Here is an 18,111-nt window from a genome sequence, read left to right on the forward strand (position 1 = left end):
TTCAGCCCAGGTGGTCCTCGGCGCTCGCGTCCACGGCACTCGCCTCCGCGTGGGCGGCCGGGGTCAGCCGCCGGACGAAGTCGAGGCTTGCCTCGACGATCAGTCCGGCGTCGTGGTCCAGCGTGGCCACGTGGTAGCTGCGCTCGCAGAGCAGCTCGGTCACATCGGTCGAGGATATCCGGGCCAGCACCAACTCGGAGTTGGCCGGGGAGACCACATGGTCCTGCGGGCTGTGCAGCAGCAGGACCGGACGGCGTACGTCGGGCAGCTCGGCCTGCACGGTCTTCCACAGTCGGGCCAGTGACCAGGCGGCATGCAGCGGCGTCCGGTCGTAGCCGAGCTCGTGCGTGCCGGGCTTGGCGATGTCGTTCGCCACCCCGGGCAGGCTCGGGACCAGGTGCCGGATCACCGGCAACAGCACACTTGCGGGGTTGTCGGAACGCACGGACGGGTTGACGAGCACCAGTCCGGCCACCGCCACGCCCTTGCGGGCGGTCAGCCGCAGGGCGAGCGCACCGCCCATCGAGAGGGCGCAGACGAAGACCTGGTCGCAGTCGGCGGACAGCTCCTCGAAGGCCCGCTCGGCCTCGGCGTACCAGTCCTCCCAGCGGGTCAGCTGCATGTCCTGCCAGCGGGTGCCGTGGCCGGGGAGCAGCGGCACCGAGACCGAGTACCCGGCGGCGGCGAACTCCTCGGCCCAGGGCCGGAGCGACTGCGGCGAGCCGGTGAAGCCGTGCACGAACAGCACGCCGACCCGGCCCCCCAGGTGACGGAACGGTTCGGCTCCGGGCAGCAACGGCATCAGCGGGCTCCTTCGCGGTACGGAGCCGTCCGGGCCCTGACGGGGCATCGGCAGCGGGCTCTGGCAGCGACTTCTGGCACTGGCAGCCGAATCGTCCCATGGTCGGCGTCGACTCGTACAGCCCCGCCGGTGCTGCGGGGCCTGCCGGAAGCATTAGGATCGACCGGTCCGCACAACAGGAGGCCCCGGTTGTTCTACCGACTGATGAAGATGATCGTCGCACCGCTGCTGCGGATCTTCTTCCGGCCTTGGATCGAGGGTGCCGACAACATCCCCGACGACGGCCCCGCGATCATCGCGAGCAACCACCTGTCGTTCTCGGACTCGTTCTTCCTGCCTGCCCTGATGAAGCGTCGGGTGACCTTCATCGCCAAGGCGGAGTACTTCAACACCCCCGGTCTCAAGGGCAAGCTGACCGCCGCCTTCTTCAAGGGCGTCGGCCAGCTCCCGGTGGACCGCTCGGGTGTCCGGGGCGCCGGTGAGGCGGCGATCCGCAGCGCCGTCGCGGTGATCGAGCGGGGCGAGCTGTTCGGGGTCTACCCCGAGGGCACCCGCTCCCCCGACGGCAAGCTCTACCGGGGCAAGGTCGGCGGCCTGGCCCGGGTCGCGCTGGCCACCGGCGCGCCGGTGATCCCGGTCGCGATGATCGACACCGAGAAGGTCCAGCCGCCCGGCCAGGTGGTGCCGAACTTCGGCGTCCGCCCCGGCATCCGGATCGGCCGGCCGCTCGACTTCTCCCGCTACCACGGCATGGAGAACGACCGCTTCATCCTCCGTTCGGTGACGGACGAGGTGATGTACGAGATCATGCGGCTGTCCGGCCAGGAGTACGTCGACATCTACGCGACCGCCGCCAAGCGCCAGATGGCCGAGGACAAGAAGCGCACCGACGCCGAGCGCAAGGCCGAGCAGAAGGCGGTCAAGGCCCAGCAGGAGGCCGAGAAGAAGGCCGCCGAGGCCGAGGCCGCCGAGCAGGCCGAGCAGGACCAGAAGGACACCACGGCCGAGTAGTCGGCCGACCGAGGGGGGACGATGGCCGATCACCGGCCCGGGTACGGCGGCTCGGTGGCCGCCGGGGGCATGTCGGTCGAGATGCCGCTCTGGCGGGCCATCACCTTCTTCCGGATCATGGCGCTGACGTACGCGGTGCTCCGCTACTTCGGCTCCTACCGGGACTTCCTGCACCCGGTCTCCGGCTGGATCTTCCTCGGCGCGCTGACCCTGTGGACGCTGGCCAGCACCCGGTCCTTCGCCGGACCGCAGCGCTGCACCTGGTACGTGCTGGCCACCGACCTGGCCTTCGCGGTCACCGGCATCGTGATGAGCGGGGTGATCGACTCCCCCGCCCGGATCCTGGCCGGCGCCCCCACCCTGCCGACCATCTGGGCGGCGGGCACCGTGCTCGGCTTCGCGGGCAAGGGCGGCTGGCGCTGGGCGGCCTTCGCCGGGGCGGTGGTCGGGGTGGCCAACATCGCCGGGCACGGCGGGATCACCCCGGACAACCTGCACAACATCGTGCTGCTGATGGCCGCGGGCTGCGCCATCGGCTACGTGATCGAACTGGCCCGGGCCAGCGAGGCCGCGCTCACCCAGGCGCTCCAGGTCGAGGCCGCCTCCCGGGAGCGCGAGCGGCTCTCCCGGGACATCCACGACGGGGTGCTCCAGGTGCTCGCCCTGGTCCAGCGCCGCGAGGGCGACCTCGGCGAGCTGGGCCGGCTGGCGGGCGAACAGGAACGCGCCCTGCGCACCCTGATGACGGGCGGTCAGCCGGTGGCCGCCGACGGCGGCGAGCAGGACCTGCTGCCGCTGCTCGGCCGGTACGCCGACGACCGGATCACGCTGTCCGCCCCGGCCTCCCCGGTCCGGCTGCCCGCCCGGGTCGCCGCCGAGCTGTCCGCCGCCGTCGGCGCCGCCGTGGACAACGTCCGCCGGCACGCGGGCGGGTCCGCCCGGGCCTGGATCCTGGTCGAGGACGAGCCGGGGACGGTCACCGTGAGCATCCGCGACGACGGCCCGGGCTACCCGGCCGGCCGGCTGGCCGAGGCGGAGCGGGCCGGCCGGCTCGGCGTCTCGCAGTCCATCCGGGGCCGGCTGCTCGACCTCGGCGGCAGCGCCGAGCTGCACTCCGCCCCGGGCGAGGGCGTCGAGATCGAACTGCGGGTGCCCCGCGCCCGCCGGGCCGGGTCGGCCGGATAGGCTCGGCGCCCGCCGCTTCGCTGCAGAGACCGGGAGGGCCGATGGACGGTCAGGTACGGATCATGGTGGTCGACGACCACCCGATGTGGCGCGAGGCGGTCTCCCGGGACCTGGCCGAGGCCGGCTTCGACGTGGTGGCCACCGCAGGCGACGGCGAGGAGGCGGTCCGCCGGGCCCGCGCCAGCAGCCCCCAGGTGATCGTGCTCGACCTCAACCTGCCCACCCTGCCCGGCGTCGAGGTCTGCCGACAGGCGGTCGCCCAGGACCCGGCGGTCCGGGTACTGGTGCTCTCCGCCAGCGGCGAGCACGCCGACGTGCTGGAGGCGGTGAAGTCCGGCGCCACCGGCTACCTGCTCAAGTCCGCCCACCGGGACGAGCTGATCGACGCCGTCCGCCGGACCGCCCTCGGCGAACCGGTCTTCACCCCGGGCCTGGCCGGCCTGGTGCTCGGCGAGTTCCGCCGGCTGGCCACCGGCCCGTCCGCCCCCTCGGCCCCGCAGCTCACCGCCCGGGAGACCGAGGTGCTCCGGCTGGTCGCCAAGGGCCTGTCGTACCGTCAGATCGCCGACCGCCTGGTGCTCTCCCACCGCACGGTGCAGAACCACGTGCAGAACACCCTCGGCAAGCTCCAGCTGCACAACCGGGTCGAACTGGTCCGCTACGCGATCGAACAGGGCCTGGACGACACGCTCTGACCCCCGCCCAGGTCACCAGGTGCCGGTGATCGGGAGGTCGCCCGGGCTGCCGTAGACGAAGCTGGTCGCGGCGTTCAGGTTGTCGTTGGACAGGTAGAACTTCGACGTCGCCGGGTCGTAAGCACCCACGGTGGAGGTGCCGTTGGCGTCCCAGTCGCCGGTGATCGGCAGCCAGCCCGGGTTGCCGAACTTCGAGACCTTGTAGGTGCCACCGGAGAGGTCGCCCTGGTAGAAGGTCTGGTTGTCCGGGTGGTAGACGCCGACCTCGTCCTTGTTGTCACCGTTCCAGTCGCCGGTGACCGGGAGATCGCCCGGGCTGCCGTAGACGAAGCTGGCGGCGAGCGTGCTGTTGTCGTTGGTCAGGTAGAACTTGGACGTCGACGGGTCGTACGCCCCGATGCTGTCCTTGCCGTCACCGTTCCAGTCGCCGCTGATCGGCACCCAGTTGGGGTTTCCGAACTTCGCCGACGCTGCCGCCGACGCATTGTCGTTGGACAGGTAGAACGTCCCCGTCGAGGCGTCGTACGCCCCGACGCTCGCCGAGCCGACACCGTCCCAGTTGCCCGTCAACGGCTTCCAGCCAGGGTTCCCGAACACCGCCGAACCGACCGTCCCACCGGCGTTGTTGCCCTCGTAGAACGCCTGCGTCTGCGGGTGGTACACACCGACGCGGGTCACCGCGGTGGGGTACGGGTCGGCATGGTCGGTCGCCAGGCCGGTGCCCGGGGAGCAGCTCCAGGCACCCGCGCCCTGGTCGGCGAGGATCTTCTCGGCTATCAGGATCTGCTGCTGCTTGGTCGCCAGGTCGGGGCGGGCGGCGTAGCTGGTGCCCCCGTAGTACTGCCAGTTGTGCAGACTGATCTGCAGGCCGCCGTAGTAGGTGTTGTTGGTGTTGATGTTCCAGACACCACCGCTCTCGCACTGGGCGACCTTGTCCCAGGTCGCGACCGAAGCGGCCTGCGCCGGGGACTGGGCCGCCAGCATCAGACCCGCCACCGCGGCGACGGCGAGCGGACGGGACAGGGCGGTGACGGCATGGGTGGTACGGGACATCGGTGCTGACTCCTCGCAAGGAGCTGCCGGGTGGCGGTACGTCAGCCACCCGGCAGCGGGGAATGAAGGGGGAACGGACTACCAGGCGCCGGTGATCGGGACGTCACCCGGGCTGCCGTAGACGAAGCTGGTCGCGGCGTTCAGGTTGTCGTTCGACAGGTAGAACTTCGACGTCGCCGGGTCGTACGCACCCACGGTGGAGGTGCCGTTGGCGTCCCAGTCGCCCACGACGGGCAGCCAGCCCGGGTTGCCGAAGGTCGTCACGGCGTAGGTGCCGCCGGAGATGTCACCGAGGTAGAAGGTCTGGTTGGCGGGGTGGTAGACACCGACCTCGTCGGCACCGTCGCCGTTCCAGTCACCGGCCACCGGGAGGTCACCCGGGCTGCCGTAGACGAAGCTGGTCGCCAGCGTGCTGTTGTCGTTGGACAGGTAGAACTTCGACGTCGACGGGTCATACGCCCCGATGCTGTCCTTGCCGTCACCGTTCCAGTCGCCGCTGATCGGCACCCAGTTGGGGTTTCCGAACTTCACCGAAACAGCCGCCGACGCATTGTCGTTGGACAGGTAGAACGTCCCCGTCGCCGCGTCGTACGCCCCGACGCTCGCCGAGCCGACACCGTCCCAGTTGCCCGTCAACGGCTTCCACCCGGGGTTCCCGAACATCGCCGAACCAACAGTCCCACCGGCGTTGTTGCCCTCGTAGAACACCTGCGTCTGCGGGTGGTACACACCGGTGCGGGTCGCGGTGTCGTCGATGACCTTGTTGTAGCGCAGGGCCTTGTAGTCGCCGTTGGGGTGCGAGTCGAAGGTGGCGGCGTTGATGGAGATGCCGGTCCGGTGCTTCACCGGGGTGGACCCGAAGGAGTAGTAGGAGAAGGTGGTGTGGGCGGCGTCGTCCCACTTGTCGAACAGGATGACGTGGTCGTTGAAGCTGTTGAGGATGTCGCCGGCCTTGAGGTCGGCGCGGGAGATCTCGTGTGCGTAGCCGGGCAGCTCCCGGGTGCTGGGGTTGGGGTTGGTGCCGAGGTGCCAGGCCATCGAGACGTAACCCGAGCAGTCGGTGCGGTAGTTGCGGCCCGAGGAGTCGGTGTAGTTGCCGCCCTGGTTGTACTGGAGGCCCTTGTCGAGCCAGTACTGGGCCCGGGAGATGATCTCGCTGCGGGTGATCTGGCCGTCCACCGAGGAGGTCGCGGCCTGGGCCACCGTGGTGGTGAACGCGGTGGTGGCGATCGCACCGGAGGCGGCGATCGAGGCGGCGAGAGCGATCCGGACGAACTTGGAGACCTTAGAAGACATGGCAGAACTCCCCATGGAGTACGAGGTGCAGACAAGTGAGGTGGGCCGGCCGCACGTCGGACGGCTGCCCTGCAGGAGCAGCGGTCGGCGCGGCGTAGCGGGGGTGGGACGGCTCGGTCAGCCCCAGATCAGGTCGTTGGCCGTGACCACGACGGGGGCCGGCTTGGCGGCGGTCGTGGCGGCGGTGGCGGTCCCGGCGGCGGTGAGCGGCAGCAGGACGGCGAGGGCGATGGTGGCAGCCGCGGCGGTCTTGGCGATGACGGTGCGAAGCATGATGAATCCTCAAGGATGAGTGCGAGTGCGTGGATTCGGGCTCAGCGGTCCGCGGTGACGCTTCGTCCGATTGCCGTCCGGGTGGTGTTCCCTGCTGGCGAGTACCAGCTTCGTCGCAGGTCAGCCTGGGTGGAAGAGCTTTCAGGTGGACGGAAACGGCCTTGGACCGTTCCGTCCATCGAGGCCGGAAGCGGCCAGCAGTCGCTCGTAGAAGGGCGCGACCATCGGCACCGTGGACGGCTCCGCTCCCCACCCGGCGAACTGCGGCAGGGTGCTCAGGGCGTGGTGGCAGAACAGGGCGGCCCTGCTCTCGGCCTCCGCCAGGCTGTCGGCCAGCAGGTAGGCGCCCAGCACGGCGGCGGACTCGGCGCCGGAGTGGAGCACGAGGTGCTCGATGCGGTCCTCGGGCCTGAGCGCGGCCCGGAGGATCTCGCGGGCCCCGTCCGGCAATGGGCCGCCGGTCCGACCGGGCGTGAGAACGGTGTGCACGAGGTACATGCGCCCAAGAGTCCCGAACTGGGCAAACGTCGTGAAGGGGATCAACCTGGACGGTTCCGGCCCAGGCCCGAAACGGCCAGAACAGGGTGGTCCCCCACCGCCCTCGCGTGTAATGATCGCGTGCGTATCGAACGCAAGTTCTCTACCGGGGGATGGAACGGGTGCTCACCACACTGGGGCTGGACAGTACGTCGGAAGCGGTCTACCGGACGATGCTCGCGCATCCGCAGGACGGTGTGACGGCCCTGTCCGAGCGCCTGGGCCGGCCCGAGGAGGAGATCAGGCACGCCCTGGACACGCTCAGCGAGCTGGCCCTGCTGCGCCCCTCCGGCGAACGGGCTGGCACCCTGCGCGCGGTCTCCCCCGACATCGGGATGGAGATCCTGATGTCCCGTCAGCAGGCCGAGCTCGCCGCCCAGCAGCTCCGCATCGAGGCCTCCCGCGCCGCAGCCGCGCAGCTCATCGCCGAGTACGCGGACCTACGGCCGACCGGCAGCCACCCGGGCGTGGAGCAGCTGGTCGGGATCGACCAGATCCGCGACCGGCTGTCCAGGATCGGCCGTGAGCTCCGCGAGGAGGTGATGACCTTCGCCCCGGAGGGCGCCCAGAAGCCCGAGCACATCGACTCCGCCAGGCCGCTCAACCAGGAACTGCTGGAACGCGGGGTCCGGATGCGCACCGTCTACCTGGACAGCGTCCGCAACAGCCCGCACACCGTGGAGTACGTCAACTGGCTGACCGAACGCGGTGGTCTGGTCAGAACGGCGCCGACCCTGCCGACCCGGATGATCATCGCTGACCGCAGCACCGCCGTCATCCCGGTCAGCAGTGACGACACCGCGGCGGGCGCCGTGGTGCTGACCGGGCAGGGCACCCTGACCGTCCTGTGTGCCCTGTTCGAGTCGGTCTGGGCCGGGGCGCAGCCCCTCGGTGAGGGCGCGTCCGCCGACCGGCACGGGCTCACCGCACAGGAGTCGGCCACCATCCGGCTGCTCGCCGAGGGGCACACCGACGACGCGATCGCCAAGCGCCTGGGGGTCTCGCCGCGCACCGCCCGCCGCCTGGCCACCGACCTGATGGAGCGGCTCGGGGCCCGCAGCCGGTTCGAGGCCGGCGTCCGGGCCGTGCAGGACGGCTGGCTGCCCAGCTCCCGGTAGCCGCCCGGAGCGAGGCCCCGTGGACGGATCGGGCCAGGGCCCGTTCCGTCCACCCAGAAGCTCTTCCAACCCCGTTGAGCTGCGACGAAGCTAGTGATCGCCGCCAGGGAGGCAGGCCGGGAACACCGGCCGAAGCCCCCGGCGCCTGGTCGGACCCGGCTGTTCCTGCAGGACAGCCGTGTCGACCCCACTCACTCGTCTTCGCCACTCAGGGGTATCGCCATGTCTTCGAAGGTCTCCAAGTTCGTCCGGATCGCTCTCGCCGCCTCGATCGCCGCCTCCGGTGCGATCGCCACCACCGCGTTCACCACCACGGTGGCCCAGGCCGCGACCTCCTCGGTGGACGGCCAGATCACCCGCAGCGAGATCATCTCCCGGGCCCAGTACTGGCTCGACAAGGGCCTCCAGTACAACCAGGGCGGCAACTACACCGACTCCTCGGGCCGCAACTACCGCACCGACTGCTCGGGTTACGTCTCGATGGCCTGGCACCTCGGCACCAACCCCAACCCCAGCACCCGGGAGCTGCCCGGCTACGCACACGAGATCTCCCGCGCCGACCTCAAGGCCGGCGACATCCTCAACAGCTTCAACGACCACGTCATCCTGTTCGACAAGTGGGACGACGCCGCCCACACCACCTTCTCCTACTACTCCTTCGGGTCCACCCCGGTGAAGCACCGGACCGGCATCTCCATCAACGCCGCCACCTTCGACTCGCACCCCAACGGCGACTACAAGGCCCTGCGCTACAACAAGGTCATCGACGACGCGGTCACCCCGCCGAACGGCGGTGCCGCCTCCCGCGTCGACTTCAACGGTGACGGCAAGGTGGACATCGCGGGCAAGCTCACCGACGGCCAGCTGCTCCAGTGGTCGGGCAACGGCAACGGCACCATCAGCAGCAGCGGCTACTCCCTGGTCCCGACCGGCAACTTCGCCCCGGTCAGTGACCTGGTCGCCGCCGACTTCAACGGTGACGGCAAGACCGACGTGGCGGGCAAGCTCACCGACGGCCAGCTGCTGATGTGGGCGGGCAACGGCAACGGCACGGTCAGCGCCAGCGGCTACGCCATGTGGCCCGGCACCGGCTTCGCCGCGGTGAGCGGCCTGCTCGCGGCCGACTTCAACGGTGACGGCAAGGTGGACATCGCCGGCAAGCTCACCGACGGCCAGCTGCTGATGTGGGCGGGCAACGGCAACGGCACGGTCAACGGCGCCGCCGGCAACTCGATGGTCTCGACCGGCAACTTCGGCACGGTCAGCGACATGGTGGCCGGGGACTTCAACAACGACGGCAAGGCCGACGTGGCGGGCAAGCTGTCGGACGGTCAGCTGCTCCAGTGGTCGGGCAACGGCAACGGCACCGTGAGCAGCAGCGGCTACTCCATGCTGACCAGCGGCAGCTTCGCCTCGGTCAGCGACCTGGTCGCAGGGGACTACAACAACGACGGCAAGGTGGACATCGCCGGCAAGCTCACCGACGGCCAGCTGCTCCAGTGGTCGGGCAACGGCAACGGCACCATCAGCAGCAGCGGCTACTCCATGCTGACCAGCGGCACCTTCGCCCCGGTCAACAACCTGATCTGACCGAGGCTCGTCCTCGCGGCGCCGGGTGGATCCTCCGCCCGGCGCCGCCGCGCGTCAGACCGCCAACGCGCCCATGCTCTCCAGCAGTTCGGCGACCAGCACCACGCCGTCCCGGGTCAGCACCGACTCGGGGTGGAACTGCAGGGTGACGAAGCCCGGGCCGCGCAGCGCGTGCACGTCGGTGGAGTCGTCGGCCCGGGCCACCTCGATGCCCTCGGCGGCCAGCCGGGCCGCGTCGGCGTCGGTGCAGCGCGAGGTGAAGGTGTTGTAGAAGCCGACCGTCCGGCGGGTGCCGAACAGGTCGATGTTCTCCTGGGCGCCCTGGTAGGGGACGTCCTTGCGGGCCAGCGGCAGGCCGAGTTCGGCCGAGACCAGCTGGTGGCTCAGGCAGACCGCGAGCAGCGGGGCGGTCCGGGCGCCGCTGCGGGCGGCGGCCAGCGCCTCGGCCACGATCGGCCGCAGGATCGCCATCTTGGCGTCCGCCGGGTCGGCCGGGTCGCCCGGGCCGGGGCCGAGCACCAGCGGTCCCTGATGGGCCGCCACCAGCTCGCGCAGGCCGGGGGTGTCGAAGCGGAGCACCCGGACCCGGTGGCCGAGCGAGGTGAGCAGGTGGGACAGCATCGAGGTGAAGGTGTCCTCGCCGTCCACCACCAGGGTCTCCAGCTCGGCGGTGACGGTGGCGGGCTGCTGCATCCGCAGCCAGAACGGGGCGAGCCGGCCGCGCCGGGAGTCCAGCGCCGCCTGCACCCGGTGGTCGTCGGCCAGCACCCTGGCCCCCTTGCGGGCCGCGTGGTGGGCGGGCGCGGGACGGGCCCCGATCGCGGTGAGCACCCCGGCCGCCTTGGCGTGCGTCTCGGCCACCTCGGAGTCGGGGTCGGAGTGCCGGACCAGGGTCGCGCCGGCCCGGACCACCAGGCCGCCGGTGAGGTCGATGTCGACGGTGCGGATGCAGATCGGTGAGTCGAGCTGCTGCCCGCCGCTGGCGGTCCGGCCGATCAGGGCCAGCGCGCCGGAGTAGTAGCCGCGGCCGGTGCGCTCGTAGCGCTTGATCACCCGGGTCGCGTTCTGCACCGGGCTGCCGGTCACGGTGGCGGCGAACATGGTCTCCTTGAGCACCTCCCTGACGTCCAGTGAGGTCCGGCCGCGCAGCTCGTACTCGGTGTGCGCGAGGTGGGCCATCTCCTTGAGCCGGGGGCCGAGCACCTGGCCGCCGAGGTCGCCGACGGTGCACATCATCTTGAGCTCCTCGTCGACCACCATGGTGAGCTCTTCCAGCTCCTTGGGGTCGTTCAGGAACGCCAGCAGCGAGTCGATGCCCGGGCCCGAGGCCGGATACCGGTACGTCCCGGAGATCGGGTTCATCACCACGGTGCCGCCGCTCTGCCGGACGTGGACCTCCGGCGAGGCGCCGACCAGGTACCTCTCCCCCGTGTGCACCAGGAAGGTCCAGTACGCCCCGCGCTCCTGGTCCAGCAGCCGGCCGAACAGGCTGAGCGGGGTGGCCGGGCCGAAGTCGTCCAGCTGCGCGGTGAAGTCACGCCGGATCACGAAGTTGGCGCCCTCGCCCCGGCCGATCTCGTCCGCGATCACGGTGCGGACGATCTCGGCGTACGCCCGGTCGTCGATGTCGAACGAGCCGCCGGTGAGCGAGATCGGCCGCTCCGGCAGTGCGGCCAGCACCTCGGCCAGCGGGAAGGTGTACTGCTCCTCGACCCGGATGCCCTGCAGCGGGGTGCCGTCGTCGTGCGCCTCGAAGCCGCGCTCGCGGATCTGCCGGTACGGGACCAGGGCGAGCAGGTCGTGCCGCGCGCCGCCGACCGGCGCCCCGAGCGGCACCGGCAGGTCGGCCAGCTCGTCGTAGGCGCCCGCCGTGCCGATCAGCACCTCGACGGTGTCCGGCGCGTGCCGGGGGGCGCGGCGGTGCAGCAGCGCGTACGCGGGGGCGTCGGCGGCGGAGAGGCGGTGCAGCAGCGAGGTGAGACTGGTCACGGTTCGACTGGTCCTTCCGGGAGGGGTGCGGGGTGGGAATCCGCTTCCGGGAGGGCCGTCCGACTCCTCAAACGCCGACGGCCGCCCCGAAGGGCGGCCGTCGTGTGCGTCTAGGAACGCTCAACTCGTGGACCACCCAAGGGGTTGGTCCACCACCAGGAGAAGGTGTGCGGTGCGTTCACGGGCCTGAGCCTAACCCAAATCCCGGACAGCTGAGGCTGTTCGGCTCATTGTCCATCAGGTGTCTCACCCATCGGGCGGTGTGCCGGAGTTTCGGTCACAAACCCGTAGCCTTGTCCCCGTGACCGTGACAAATCAGCACTCCTGGCAGTCCCTGCCCGCGGCGCAGCAGCCTGAATGGCCGGATCAAGAGGCGCTGCGCAAGGCTCTTGCGGACCTCGCCTCGTATCCGCCGCTCGTCTTCGCCGGCGAGTGCGACCAGCTGCGCGCCCGGCTCGGTGCCGTCGCGCGTGGTGAGGCGTTCCTGCTGCAGGGCGGCGACTGCGCCGAGGCATTCGACGGCGTCTCCGCCGACCACATCCGAAACAAGTTGAAGACCCTGCTCCAGATGGCCGCCGTACTCACGTACGCGGCCTCGGTGCCGGTCGTGAAGGTCGGCCGGATCGCGGGGCAGTACTCCAAGCCGCGCTCCAAGTCGACCGAGACCCGGGACGGCGTGACCCTCCCGGTCTACCGGGGCGACTCGGTCAACGGCTTCGACTTCACTCCCGAGTCCCGGATCCCGGACCCGGAGCGCCTCAAGCGGATGTACAACGCCTCCGCCGCGACGCTCAACCTGGTCCGGGCCTTCACCACCGGTGGTTACGCCGACCTGCGCCAGGTGCACGCCTGGAACCAGGACTTCGTGCGCAACTCCCCGGCCGGGCAGCGCTACGAGCAGCTGGCGCGTGAGATCGACAACGCGCTGGCCTTCATGAACGCGTGCGGGGTGGCCCCGGAAGAGTTCCGGACGGTCGAGTTCTACTCCTCGCACGAGGCCCTGGTGCTGGACTACGAGACGGCGTTGACCCGCGTCGACTCGCGCACCGGTGACCTGTACGACGTCTCCGGCCACATGGTCTGGATCGGTGAGCGCACCCGTCAGCTCGACCACGCGCACATCGAGTTCGCCTCGAGGATCCGCAACCCGATCGGTGTGAAGCTCGGCCCGACCACCTCGGTCGACGAGGCGCTCACCCTGATCGAGAAGCTCGACCCCGAGCGCGAGCCCGGCCGGCTCACCTTCATCACCCGGATGGGTGCGGGCAAGGTCCGCGAGCACCTGCCCACCCTGGTGGAGAAGGTCACCGCATCCGGCGCCCAGCCGGTGTGGATCTGCGACCCGATGCACGGCAACACGTTCGAGGCGTCCAGCGGTCACAAGACCCGGAAGTTCGACGACGTGCTGGACGAGGTCCAGGGCTTCTTCGAGGTGCACCGCGGCCTCGGCACCCACCCGGGTGGCATCCACGTCGAGCTCACCGGTGACGACGTCACCGAGTGCGTCGGCGGCGGCGACGAGGTGCTGGTCGACGACCTGCACCAGCGCTACGAGACGGCCTGCGACCCGCGGCTGAACCGCAGCCAGTCGCTCGACCTGGCCTTCCAGGTGGCGGAGCTGTACCGGGGTCACTGACCCCCGATGTGACGAAGGCCCCTCCGCTTTCCGGGTTACGGAGAGCGGAGGGGCTTTTTCGTGCCCGCATTATTGGGTAAGGTAAGCCTTAGCTCAATGCGCCGCACCAGACCCCGGGAGTGACCGCGATGTACGTGTGCATGTGCCATGCGGTCACCGAGGCCCAGGTCAAGCAGCAGATCGACGACGGCGCGCAGACCCCCCGCGAGATAGCCAAGGGCTGCAAGGCCGGTACGGACTGCGGCTCGTGCGTCCGCCGGATCCAGGCCCTGCTCGGGGAGCACGGGGCCCGCCCGTGCCCGACAGCCAGGCTGGCCGCCAAGCTCGGTCTGGCCGAGCCCGGGCAGCCGGCCGCCCAGGCGGCCTGACCGGCCCCGGGATCAGCTCTCCGGCTGCTCGATGAGCTGCGCCAGGTAGAGCGCCTCGCCGAGCTTCTCCAGCAGTTCGAGCTGGGTGTCCAGGTAGTCGATGTGGTGCTCCTCGTCCGCCAGGATCGACTCGAAGATGTTGGCCGAGGTGACGTCGTTCTTCGCCCGCATCACCACGATGCCGCGCTTCAGCCGGTCGATCGCCTCGACCTCGACCTGGCGGTCCGCCTCGAACATCTCCTGGACGGTCTGGCCGACCCGGACGTGGAACAGCCGCTGGTAGTTCGGCAGCCCGTCCAGGAACAGGATCCGGTCGGTCAGCGTCTCCGCGTGCTTCATCTCGTCGATGGACTCGTGCCGGGTGTACTTGGCGAGCTTCGTCCAGCCGAAGTTCTCCTGCATCTTGGCGTGCAGGAAGTACTGGTTGATCGCGGTCAACTCGGCGGTGAGCTGCTCGTTGAGGAATTCGATGACCTCGGCGTCGCCCTTCATGGCGGTGCCCTCCTGCTCTTCGTTCTACGTCACGGCGGAACCACGGCTGACCGCATCGTGGCACTGTCCCGGGCGTAATTTCCAGTAAGTTCACACTTACCGGGACATGCTTCGGAATATCCGATTTATACCGTTCGAGTGACCCCCCGCTCAGGGGCGCGCGCGGCGCACCGCCCGCCGTCTGTCACCATGGAGGCATGGGTCAGTCAGAACACGAAGAGCTCCAGCCGGCTGACCCGAGACTCCCTCCCGGCCAGCGCCTGCAGCGCGGCTGGCCGGTGCTGCACTACGGCCCGGTCCCCCGGTTCAAGCCGCTGACCTGGGACTTCCAGGTGTTCGGGGCCACCGCCTCGGCGGAGAAGCACAGTTGGGACTTCGACGGCTTCCACGCCCTCCCCCGGGTCACCGTGCGCGCCGACTTCCACTGCGTCACCCGGTTCTCGATGCTCGACAACGAGTGGAGCGGGATCGCCGCCGCCACCGTGCTCGAACAGGTGCCGCCGGCCGAGCAGGTCAGCCATGTGATGGTCTGGGCCGAGTACGGCTACAGCGCCAACCTCACGCTGGCCGAGTTCGCCGACCCCTCGACGGTCTTCGCCACCCACCACGACGGCCGGCCGCTCACCGTCGAGCACGGCTTCCCGGTCCGGCTGGTGGTCCCCGGCCGGTACGCCTGGAAGGGCCCGAAGTGGGTCCGCGCGGTCGAGTACATGCGGGCCGACCGCCGGGGCTTCTGGGAGGAGCGCGGCTACCACAACCTCGCCGACCCCTGGACCGAGCAGCGCTACTCCTACCAGGAGGAGCCGGGCGACGGCCCGCTGCGCTGACGGCGGGTCAGAACTGCGGGGTGATCGTCACCTCGGTGCCCTGCCGCGCGGGCTGGCCCGCCGCCGGCTCCTGTTTGGTCACCTTGCCCAGGCCCAGCGTCAGGAACGGGAGCCGAGCCTTGAAGCCCGCGTCCTTGAGCGCCTTCTCGGCCTCGTCCCGGCCCAGCCCGACCACGTTCGGCACCGGGCGCATGCCCTTGCTGACCGTCAGCGCCACCGGCGCGTCCACCGCCAGCCGGGCGTCGGCCGCCGGGGCGGTGCCGAGCACCGTGCCCTGCGCCACCGTGTCGCTGAACTCCTCGGTGACCGTCCCCGGCGTCAGCCGGGCGGCGGCCAGCTCCTTCCGGGCGTCCTCCAGCGTCTTCCCGACCAGCCCGGGCACCGTCACCCGTTCGGGGCCCTTGGAGAGCGTCACCCGCACGGGGTCGCTCTTCCGGGCCCGCGCGCCCACCCCGGGGTCGGTCGCCATCACCTGCCCGGCCGGGACGGTCTCGCTGAACTGCTGCACGAAGCTGCCCTGCAGCCCCGCGCCGTCCAGCGTCCGCACCGCCTCCGCCTGGGTCTGCGCGACGATCGCGGGCACCTCGGCGTAGAGCGCGTTGGACAGCGTGTACGTCGTCCCGCCGACCAGCAGCAGCACGGCGGCCAGCACCGCGGCCCAGATCAGCGGCTTGCGCGAACGGCGCGGCCGGGACCGCCTGGCCGGGGCCGGCTCGTCGTACGGGCGGGGCCGGGTGAGCATCATGGTGGGCACGTCCAGCACGCTGGTGCGCTCCACCCGGTCGCGCTGGTCGAGCACCGAGGTGGCCTCGGTGGTCGGGTGCTGCGGGCTCCGGCGGGCCGAGGCGGGCGGCTCGGCGTCCAGCCGAGCGGGTGTCAGCTGCCGCCGGGCCCGCTGCAGCGCGGCCAGCAGCTCCACCGCGTCGTACGGCCGGCCACCGGGGTCGCGCGAGGTGGCGGCGGCGACTATCGCGTCCAGTTCGGCGCCCGCGCCGGGGGCGACCAGGGACGGCGGCGGGACGTCCTCGTGCAGGTGACGGTAGATCACCTGCATCGGGTTCTCGCCCTGGTAGGGCTTGGCGCCGGTGAGCATCTCGTACAGCAGGATGCCCGCCGCGTAGACGTCCACCCGCTGGTCGGTCGGCAGACCCGGCTGGATCTGCTCCGGGGCGAGGTAGGAGACGGTGCCGAGCACGGTGCCGGCCGAGGTGGTCTCGGTGATCCCGTCCGCACCGCTGAGCAGCCGGACCAGGCCGAAGTCGGCCACCTTGACCAGGCCGCCGTCGGTGATCAGCACGTTCTCCGGCTTCACGTCCCGGTGCACCAGGCCCGCCCGGTGCGCGGCGCCGAGCGCGGCGAGCACCGGCTCCAGCACGTCCAGCGTGCCCCGGACGCTCAGCGCCCCGCGGTCCCTGAGCAGGTCCCGCAGGGTCCGCCCGGGCACGTACTCCATCGCCAGGAAGACCGACCGGCCGTCCGCCCCCTGGTCGAAGACGTTCACCACGTTGGGGTGGGCGAGCCGGGCCACCGCCTTGGCCTCCCGGATGAACCGGCCGGTGAACTCGGCGTCCTGGGCCAGCGAAGGGTGCATCACCTTCACCGCCACCACCCGGTCCAGCCGGGTGTCGGTGGCCCGGTAGACGGTGGCCATGCCGCCGACCGCGATCCGCTGCTCCACCCGGTACCGGGCGTCCAGCAGGGTACCGATCAGCGGGTCGGGGGTGGTGTCCATCCGACGAGTCTATGGGCCGCCCGGTGCGGAACACCCCGGTGGGCGGGCACGCCGTGCCCACCGGGGTGACCGTGGGTCAGATCCGGGCCAGGTCGGCCGCGCCGGCGATGCCGGCGGCCGAGCCCATGGTGGCGAGCACCACCTCGGCGCGGGGGCGGTGCACACCCCCGGTGATGTACTTCTCGAAGGCGGCCGCGACCGGGTCGAGCAGCAGGGCGCCGGAGTCGGAGACCCCGCCGCCGAGCACGAAGACGGCCGGGTCGAAGAGCGCGGCCAGGTCGGCCAGGCCGCGGCCGAGCCAGTCGGCCAGCTCCGCGTAGCACTCCAGCGCCAGCGGGTCGCCCTCGGCGGCGGCCTCGGTGATGTGGATGCCCCGGATGGTGTCGGCGGCGCCGTCGTTCAGCTCCAGCATCCGCTTGCCCGCGATCGGGTCGCCGGCCGCCTTCTCCCGGCCGTAGCGGCGCAGCGCCCGGCCGGAGCCGTACTGCTCCCAGCAGCCCTTGCCGCCGCAGCCGCAGAGCAGGCCGTCCGGCACCATGTTGAGGTGGCCGATCTCGCCCGCGACGCCGAACCGGCCGCGGTGCAGCCGCCCGTCCAGCACGATGCCGCCGCCGATGCCGGTGCCGACCGTGATCAGCACGGTGTCCTCGTGCGCGGCCGCCGCGCCGAACCTGAACTCGGCCCAGGCCGCGCAGTTGGCGTCGTTCTCCACCACCGTGCGGAGGCCAGTGAGCTCCTCGATCCGGACCTTGAGCGGCTCGTTCTCCCACGCGATGTTGGGCGCGAAGATCACCGTGGAGCGGTCCCGGTCGACGAAGCCGGGAGCCCCGACCCCGACCGCCGAGACCTCCGGGTGCTGCTCCTTGAGCTCGCGTACGGCCTGCGCGATGGCGTCGACCGCCCACTGGGGGTCGGCCGGGGTGGGTACCCGAGTCCGCGCGAGGATCTCGCCGTTCTCGTCGACCACGCCGGCCGCGATCTTCGTACCGCCGACATCGACGCCGATGGTCAGAGCCATGTGTCCCTCAGCTATTCACTCGTTCCCGCTGAGCGGAAACGGTACCCGCCCAAGGGTGCTCCCGTACACAGCACTGCATACATTATTCGAAGACAATTTCCCCGAAGGCAGTGGACGAGCATTCAGAAGTCGTACGATTTACCGCGCTCGGTCACTCCTCGCAGGCGTCTGGTCACCAGCTCTGACCAGCGGCTTCACGAGTTGTCCGACGCACCGTCAAGGTCGATGGGCTCCACATCGGCAGGTCCGGGCGCGGACCACGTTCGCTCGTGGCCGCTCACGGCCGCGCGGTAGGCGGCCAGCAGTTCGCCACCGGCGGCGGCCAGGTGGCCGTAGACCTCGGGGTTCTGCTCGCGCAGCCGGCCGCCGATCTCCTGGGCCTTCTCCCCCACCACCGCCGCGAACCGGCGCACCTCCTCGACCAGGTCGGCTGTGCGGTCTGACTGCTCGTCGGCCATCGGGTCCTCCTCGGTGCTCGGCTTACCGCTG

Annotated in this window: 18 protein-coding genes; 8 read left to right on the top strand and 10 right to left on the bottom strand. The window is 70.8% G+C overall.

Translation table 11 applies throughout. The features are described from left to right. Position 1: 1 nt before the first annotated feature. The gene (locus OHV05_RS07930) at positions 2 to 802 is read right to left on the bottom strand and encodes an alpha/beta hydrolase (protein ID WP_405017015.1); all 801 of its coding nucleotides are present in this window, start codon (positions 800 to 802) and stop codon (positions 2 to 4) included. Between the two features lie 204 nt (positions 803 to 1,006). Between OHV05_RS07930 and OHV05_RS07935 the strand changes: the two genes are divergently transcribed. From OHV05_RS07935 to OHV05_RS07945, 3 genes are read left to right on the top strand one after another with little or no spacing between them, the layout of a single operon-like run. Then, complete coding sequence (locus OHV05_RS07935; RefSeq protein ID WP_405021411.1) at positions 1,007 to 1,813, top strand: lysophospholipid acyltransferase family protein; 807 nt, start codon at positions 1,007 to 1,009, stop codon at positions 1,811 to 1,813. 21 nt (positions 1,814 to 1,834) lie between these two features. Then, complete coding sequence (gene macS, locus OHV05_RS07940; protein WP_405017016.1) at positions 1,835 to 2,998, top strand: MacS family sensor histidine kinase; 1,164 nt, start codon at positions 1,835 to 1,837, stop codon at positions 2,996 to 2,998. Between the two features lie 41 nt (positions 2,999 to 3,039). Next, positions 3,040 to 3,693 (top strand): response regulator, encoded by a 654-nt coding sequence (locus tag OHV05_RS07945; protein ID WP_405017017.1) that lies wholly within the window; start codon positions 3,040 to 3,042, stop codon positions 3,691 to 3,693. A 12-nt stretch (positions 3,694 to 3,705) separates the two neighbouring features. Here the strand turns inward: OHV05_RS07945 and OHV05_RS07950 are convergent, their stop codons facing one another. The 4 genes from OHV05_RS07950 to OHV05_RS07965 form a co-directional block, all read right to left on the bottom strand. Further along, positions 3,706 to 4,746: a transglycosylase family protein gene (locus OHV05_RS07950; protein WP_405017018.1), complete on the bottom strand. Its 1,041-nt coding sequence runs from the start codon at positions 4,744 to 4,746 to the stop codon at positions 3,706 to 3,708. 78 nt (positions 4,747 to 4,824) lie between these two features. Continuing rightward, complete coding sequence (locus OHV05_RS07955) at positions 4,825 to 6,042, bottom strand: VCBS repeat-containing protein (protein ID WP_405017019.1); 1,218 nt, start codon at positions 6,040 to 6,042, stop codon at positions 4,825 to 4,827. 117 nt (positions 6,043 to 6,159) lie between these two features. Next, positions 6,160 to 6,315, bottom strand: a complete 156-nt coding sequence (locus OHV05_RS07960) for a hypothetical protein (RefSeq protein ID WP_405017020.1) — start codon at positions 6,313 to 6,315, stop codon at positions 6,160 to 6,162. Between the two features lie 141 nt (positions 6,316 to 6,456). Continuing rightward, a complete protein-coding gene (locus OHV05_RS07965) occupies positions 6,457 to 6,813 on the bottom strand; it encodes a hypothetical protein (RefSeq protein ID WP_405017021.1) in 357 nt (118 codons plus the stop codon). Positions 6,814 to 6,974: 161 nt separating this feature from the next. On the opposite strand from OHV05_RS07965, the gene OHV05_RS07970 reads away from it, so the two are divergent. Both OHV05_RS07970 and OHV05_RS07975 read left to right on the top strand, forming a co-directional pair. After that, positions 6,975 to 7,970 (top strand): LuxR C-terminal-related transcriptional regulator, encoded by a 996-nt coding sequence (locus tag OHV05_RS07970; protein ID WP_405017022.1) that lies wholly within the window; start codon positions 6,975 to 6,977, stop codon positions 7,968 to 7,970. Between the two features lie 222 nt (positions 7,971 to 8,192). Beyond that, the gene (locus OHV05_RS07975; RefSeq protein ID WP_405017023.1) at positions 8,193 to 9,560 is read left to right on the top strand and encodes an FG-GAP-like repeat-containing protein; all 1,368 of its coding nucleotides are present in this window, start codon (positions 8,193 to 8,195) and stop codon (positions 9,558 to 9,560) included. A 54-nt stretch (positions 9,561 to 9,614) separates the two neighbouring features. Here OHV05_RS07975 and OHV05_RS07980 read toward each other — a convergent pair whose 3' ends face one another. Beyond that, positions 9,615 to 11,549, bottom strand: coding sequence for an anthranilate synthase family protein (locus tag OHV05_RS07980; protein WP_405017024.1), 1,935 nt, complete (start codon positions 11,547 to 11,549; stop codon positions 9,615 to 9,617). A gap of 301 nt (positions 11,550 to 11,850) precedes the next feature. Between OHV05_RS07980 and OHV05_RS07985 the strand changes: the two genes are divergently transcribed. Both OHV05_RS07985 and OHV05_RS07990 read left to right on the top strand, forming a co-directional pair. Next, positions 11,851 to 13,185, top strand: coding sequence for a class II 3-deoxy-7-phosphoheptulonate synthase (locus OHV05_RS07985; RefSeq protein WP_405017025.1), 1,335 nt, complete (start codon positions 11,851 to 11,853; stop codon positions 13,183 to 13,185). A 128-nt stretch (positions 13,186 to 13,313) separates the two neighbouring features. Next, complete coding sequence (locus OHV05_RS07990; RefSeq protein WP_405017026.1) at positions 13,314 to 13,553, top strand: bacterioferritin-associated ferredoxin; 240 nt, start codon at positions 13,314 to 13,316, stop codon at positions 13,551 to 13,553. A 12-nt stretch (positions 13,554 to 13,565) separates the two neighbouring features. Here the strand turns inward: OHV05_RS07990 and bfr are convergent, their stop codons facing one another. Beyond that, positions 13,566 to 14,045, bottom strand: a complete 480-nt coding sequence (bfr, locus tag OHV05_RS07995) for a bacterioferritin (RefSeq protein ID WP_403038457.1) — start codon at positions 14,043 to 14,045, stop codon at positions 13,566 to 13,568. A gap of 197 nt (positions 14,046 to 14,242) precedes the next feature. Between bfr and OHV05_RS08000 the strand changes: the two genes are divergently transcribed. Continuing rightward, positions 14,243 to 14,872 (top strand): sulfite oxidase-like oxidoreductase, encoded by a 630-nt coding sequence (locus OHV05_RS08000; RefSeq protein WP_405017027.1) that lies wholly within the window; start codon positions 14,243 to 14,245, stop codon positions 14,870 to 14,872. Between the two features lie 7 nt (positions 14,873 to 14,879). On the opposite strand, the gene pknB is transcribed toward OHV05_RS08000, so the two are convergent. The 3 genes from pknB to OHV05_RS08015 form a co-directional block, all read right to left on the bottom strand. Then, positions 14,880 to 16,604: a Stk1 family PASTA domain-containing Ser/Thr kinase gene (gene pknB / locus OHV05_RS08005; RefSeq protein WP_405017028.1), complete on the bottom strand. Its 1,725-nt coding sequence runs from the start codon at positions 16,602 to 16,604 to the stop codon at positions 14,880 to 14,882. 76 nt (positions 16,605 to 16,680) lie between these two features. Continuing rightward, a complete protein-coding gene (locus OHV05_RS08010; RefSeq protein ID WP_405017029.1) occupies positions 16,681 to 17,622 on the bottom strand; it encodes an ROK family glucokinase in 942 nt (313 codons plus the stop codon). 194 nt (positions 17,623 to 17,816) lie between these two features. Then, a complete protein-coding gene (locus OHV05_RS08015) occupies positions 17,817 to 18,080 on the bottom strand; it encodes a DUF5304 family protein (RefSeq protein ID WP_405017030.1) in 264 nt (87 codons plus the stop codon). Positions 18,081 to 18,111 lie beyond the last annotated feature (31 nt).

This window comes from Kitasatospora sp. NBC_00070 (assembly GCF_045041205.1).
In the GTDB taxonomy this organism is placed as follows: Bacteria; Actinomycetota; Actinomycetes; order Streptomycetales; family Streptomycetaceae; genus Kitasatospora.